This is a genomic window from Neptuniibacter sp. (assembly GCF_024231755.1).
Lineage (GTDB): Bacteria > Pseudomonadota > Gammaproteobacteria > Pseudomonadales > Balneatricaceae > Neptuniibacter.
Map to the genome: position 1 here is coordinate 1 of NZ_JAAEQH010000064.1, position 4,708 is coordinate 4,708.

General features: G+C 46.6%; 4 protein-coding genes. 1 reads left to right on the forward strand and 3 read right to left on the reverse strand.

Features of this window, described 5'->3' with window-relative positions:
• Window positions 1-608 precede the first annotated feature (608 nt).
• Window positions 609-1,094 (reverse strand): hypothetical protein, encoded by a 486-nt coding sequence (locus tag GY843_RS03065; protein WP_297306395.1) that lies wholly within the window; start codon window positions 1,092-1,094, stop codon window positions 609-611.
• Between the two features lie 342 nt (window positions 1,095-1,436).
• Window positions 1,437-1,853: a hypothetical protein gene (locus tag GY843_RS03070; protein WP_297306397.1), complete on the reverse strand. Its 417-nt coding sequence runs from the start codon at window positions 1,851-1,853 to the stop codon at window positions 1,437-1,439.
• 415 nt (window positions 1,854-2,268) lie between these two features.
• Here GY843_RS03070 and GY843_RS03075 point away from each other — a divergent pair, with 415 nt between their 5' ends.
• A complete protein-coding gene (locus tag GY843_RS03075; protein WP_297306399.1) occupies window positions 2,269-3,666 on the forward strand; it encodes an IS4 family transposase in 1,398 nt (465 codons plus the stop codon).
• Window positions 3,667-3,762: 96 nt separating this feature from the next.
• Here the strand turns inward: GY843_RS03075 and GY843_RS03080 are convergent, their stop codons facing one another.
• Window positions 3,763-4,164 carry a hypothetical protein gene (locus tag GY843_RS03080; RefSeq protein ID WP_297306401.1) on the reverse strand — a complete coding sequence of 134 codons (402 nt, stop codon included), beginning with the start codon at window positions 4,162-4,164 and terminating at the stop codon, window positions 3,763-3,765.
• Between the last annotated feature and the right edge of the window lie 544 nt (window positions 4,165-4,708).

Genomic DNA, 4,708 nt, shown 5'->3' on the forward strand with positions numbered 1-4,708 from the left:
CAAAGACGGCGCTGCTGGAGCTACTATACACACCATTTCACAGATCTCGATTCAATATAATATTTGGTCACCCCTATTACCTTTCGAATTCGTCTCTATATCACTTTGACTGTATTGATTGTGTTGCAAGGCAGCATAACGATAAAATTGAGCCGCTGGGCGGGTATCGTGAAAGAGCATTCGCCACAATACCCACTAAAAGCGCGTGGAGCAGTTGGATTGGCGTAAGATAGCCCAGTCGGACTCCAATGTGGGTTAGCCAGCGATCTCAGTTCGGTCACAAATTTATCACATCACCGACTCTCGCAATCCGAACCATCAACTACCGAAGCTGCTTTGGCGGGGATAAAAATTCGATTTACAGCACTACTTGATGCCTAGGCAGCGCTGCTAATCTTCATGAAATCAACTTCATTCAAACAGATATATTGAGCAATTACACGGTAAACAATATTACTAAAAATCCTCACTCCCTGCTAGCTCCCTCCGAAATCAGGGGAGAACGGCGGTCTGCGATCCCGCTAAATCCCCCCGCCTGCACGGGGATTTAGCGGGGTAACGAAAAGACAAGAAACTTTAGTTATGTTTATCGATGCACAAAATTGGAGTCAACCTCTTAACGTTTTTTTCCAATAGTCTTTTACACCACCATCTTTGCTTTCGCTCAGTAATGAACTCAACTCACCGATATGAAATAGACTATGCCGCAATAAAAACAGGACCACGCTTAAGTTTGTTTCTCCAGTCCACGGAAATGGTTTATTTTCAGCGGAATAATCCAGGTTGGTCAACCATTCTTCCGTCTTCAGCTGCACTTCCTGAATACAGGTCACAATATCATTTTGCGTTGGCAGGTCAGCTATTTTCACTTTTTGCCAATCATAATTAAATGGCTTTCCGGATGGATAATGCATTGGCGTGTCGAAATCATCAAGATAATATTTGGTGCCCATTAAGATATGCAATGACAACCGCGCTGGCCTAATTTTGCCACGTCCAGCTTTTAGCCATGCATCTTCATCAAAATCTTTCACTAAACGTTCAAAGATTCTCCAAGCATGCGCATATTGGTTGATAAATTCGTTTTTGTTCATTTTATTCCTTTTGATCTTTGTAGTGTTTAAATTTGACACAACCGATGAATTTCGTTGATTACCGGCCATGTACACACCCAAACCAAATATAGATCAATTGTTCTATTTTGTCAAGAAATGGAATCGCACATCAATCTTGTTTTGCTGGCTAACGGTGAAATTCACCCGCCGTGCGGCTCTAGCGTGAGAGACTCGACCAGAAACCACTGTTTCAGACCACGGAGCCGCCGATTTGCACGCGCATAGCACGGTCGGGTGGAATGACGGTTAGCACGCCTACCTCACTTTTCACGAAACCTCTGCTACCGCGAAAATTCTGCCCTGCACAACAATGATATTTACCTAATCAATAATCCAACAAGAATAATGATCAATGTGACAACGAGGATCATCACCGTGCGTGTAGATCAATTCGTTGCCAATCCACACGTTCAGTTCGTTAGTTTTCTCATCAACAATCAACTCAGTGGGTTCAGGATAATAGTCTCCGATGTAAAAAGAGTGACGGTCGCAGAAAGTACCTGTGCTTTCACATTCACAAAGCCAATATTTAGTCAGCCCGTTCCTCATAGTATCATAGGCAAGATGGTATACTTGGTTACCCAATCTGGCACTGTCCAAATGGTACAGACCATAGAATGCAAAAAGAGTGCCAGCGACAACGCACAGGCTTGTTACTAGAAGCAGTACCACACGACACCATTCCCGAATCTGAAGTTGTGTGAGAATAATGAGAAGCACAATCAGACTTGCAAACATTCCCAACGTTCCATTGTAGGATATCGGGTAGTGGACTGGCCAGTAAAGAGGCCCCATAGCACCGAACCACCCCCAGACACAGTACAGAATGCTGAGAGCAGGCACCAGGATGATCAGCAATAAACCCCACTTCCTAAAAGACCTTAAATCTCGAAGCATTGTTACTCTACAAGTATGCTTGCCCTTTACACTTCGGCGTGCTAACGACTAGCATCAGCCGCCGGGCGGTTGCGGGCTAGAGCCATCGCTACAAGACACATTGAAAGCGCGTGTGACCGCCGATGTGCGCGGGCACTAGCCCGGTCGGCTGGATGCAGGGTTAGGCGCAATACGGTACAGTTAAGAACAATCCGAGCTTGACTTCTGGAGCCAAGGAGCATAATAATATGCAATCCTTGGAAGCAGGAGGCAAACTATGGGATTCAGTTTACGGACAATTACAGACAACATCAGATTTCCCGAGGCAGTGAGTTTGAATGCACTAGAGCAAGTGATACCCCAAGCCACAGTCGAAGCAGTCATTATCGACTTGGGAGTACAAGAGCAACGTGTAAGAAAGTTACCTGCTACGATGGTGCTTATGTTATGCGTTGCTATGGGACTGTTCACGAATATGTCCTTGGAACAAGTGTTGATCAAAATGGTTAAAGGGCTGCGGTACATTTGGCCAGATGACGAAGACTATCAAACAGCGAACAAGAGTGCGATTAGTCAAGCTCGCTATCGGCTAGGAGCCCAATCCACAGTAGAGTTGTTCCACCGCGTCTGCAAACCGATAGCCACTGAACAAACACCTGGCGCGTTTCTGTTTGGCTTGCGTTTGATGTCGATAGATGGTGATGTTGAAGATGTTCCTGACACACCAGCCAACGAGGCCTTTTTCGGTCGACACCGCGGTGGTCGAGGCGACAGTGCTTTTCCACAGACACGAGCGGTGTATCTGTGTGAGTCAGGCACTCATACCATCTGTGATGCTGGATTCTGGCCTTGCCACACTAGTGAACGCGTCGGTGGTCTACGGATGTTACGCTCGGTGAAGGCAGGTATGCTCGTGATGTGGGATTGCGGCTTTCATAGCTTTGATATGGCAGTCCAAACATATCTGCTACGCCAAACCCACTTTCTTGGTCGCTTGCCTGCACACGTCAAGCCCAAGTTCGTAAAAGCACTACCTGACGGTTCTTACCTGGCATACATCTATCCCTCTGATTATCATCGCAAGAAACGCGGTGAACGTCTCTTGGTACGCATTATCAAGTATACCATTGATGACCCCCATCGAAATGGACATGGTGAGCTTCATCGTCTGATTACTTCATTGTTGGACCCAGACTTGTACCCAGCTCACACGTTGGCTTGTGAGTATCATCAACGCTGGGAAATTGAAATCACCATCGATGAGGTGAATACCCATCAACGTTTACCTAACATCCCCTTACGTAGTCAGAAACCCATTGGGGTTATCCAAGAAGCCTACGGTTTATTGATTGCCCACTACGCGGTGCGATCTGTTATGCACCAAGCTGCTGTACAAGCTGGACTCGATCCCGATCGATTGAGTTTTATCAATGCTGTACGGATCATTCGTGATGCTATCTCAGAGTTTCAGATGACAGTGCCACAACAGTTGCCCCGCTTGTATCAACGTCTACTCAATGATATTGTTCGTCACCGCTTGCCTGAACGCGATGATCGTTCCAACCCGCGAGTCGTCAAACGCAAAATGTCAAAGTTCAAATTGAAACGTAAACAACACTGGCATTGGCCTCAGCCTTCCAAACCATTCCCGGAGGCTGTTACTATCCTTAACTGAACCGTATTGGGGTTAGGCGGCTTTTTCACTTGTGCAAGACCAACCTTTTGCCTTCCTCAGAAAGCATTCTTGGGTTAAGAATAGATAACTACAAGATCAATCGTCCAAGTAGATATACCAGTTCTCGTCGATCTGTCGATAGCACGGTAACTGTTTACAAGTCCCTTCTGTGCTTTCCACGACCTCGCCCCGCAAATCCAGTGGGTCGCTCGTGTAGGAATATCCTCTTCTTATGGCACTTACACTCAAACCTTCAGAGTGCACAGACAAATACAGTGGTTCGTCTCCGCTATAAGCCCATTCTAGTCCAAGCAACTTGAATGACTTTACATACTCGTTGCATCTTTGATCAACCGCATCCATAATCGATTGATCCAAGTTCTCAGATATATTACATTTTTCATCGTCAGGGAAGACGATCAGGATATCCGCTTCATCGACTAGCATTTGCGCCAACTGATTAAACTCTATCTCGTACTGCATATAGTGACTGATCATTTGTTCATCTGTAGGTAAGGGCGGACTACTTAGAAACCATAGCCCACCTATTCCGAGCACTCCCAGCAGTACAGTCAAAACACCAATAACAATGACGACAACTATGAAAATTGCACCCGCCAGCAGAAATGTTCTTGAAAAGTGATTCATTGTGCCACTCTTATCGTACCAAATAGATTGCTTCCTCTGAACTTTGCCGGTCGGGTAGCCAGGGGTCATTGCTGGCCCCCAGCCCCCTAGGAACGGCCCGTGACACTTTCGCGTCAGACCGCTCGAGCCACTCAAAAGCCCCTTGGTAGGACCCGCTATGCTAATCATACCACATTATCACAACTTCACGATACTAACTTGGAGCCACTATGTGGACTTTCGTCACACTAGAGGGCGCACCAGCTAAGGCCGAAGCCCGCCGTCATCTGCCTTCCCTCATAAAAGTGGTTTGCCAAACTTTTTCGTGATGAGCGACCTGGATAGGAAGTCAGCCCGCTTTCGCGTGGAGTGATGTACCCTCTTGGCTGCACTCACGGTACAGCCGCCTGGTTCA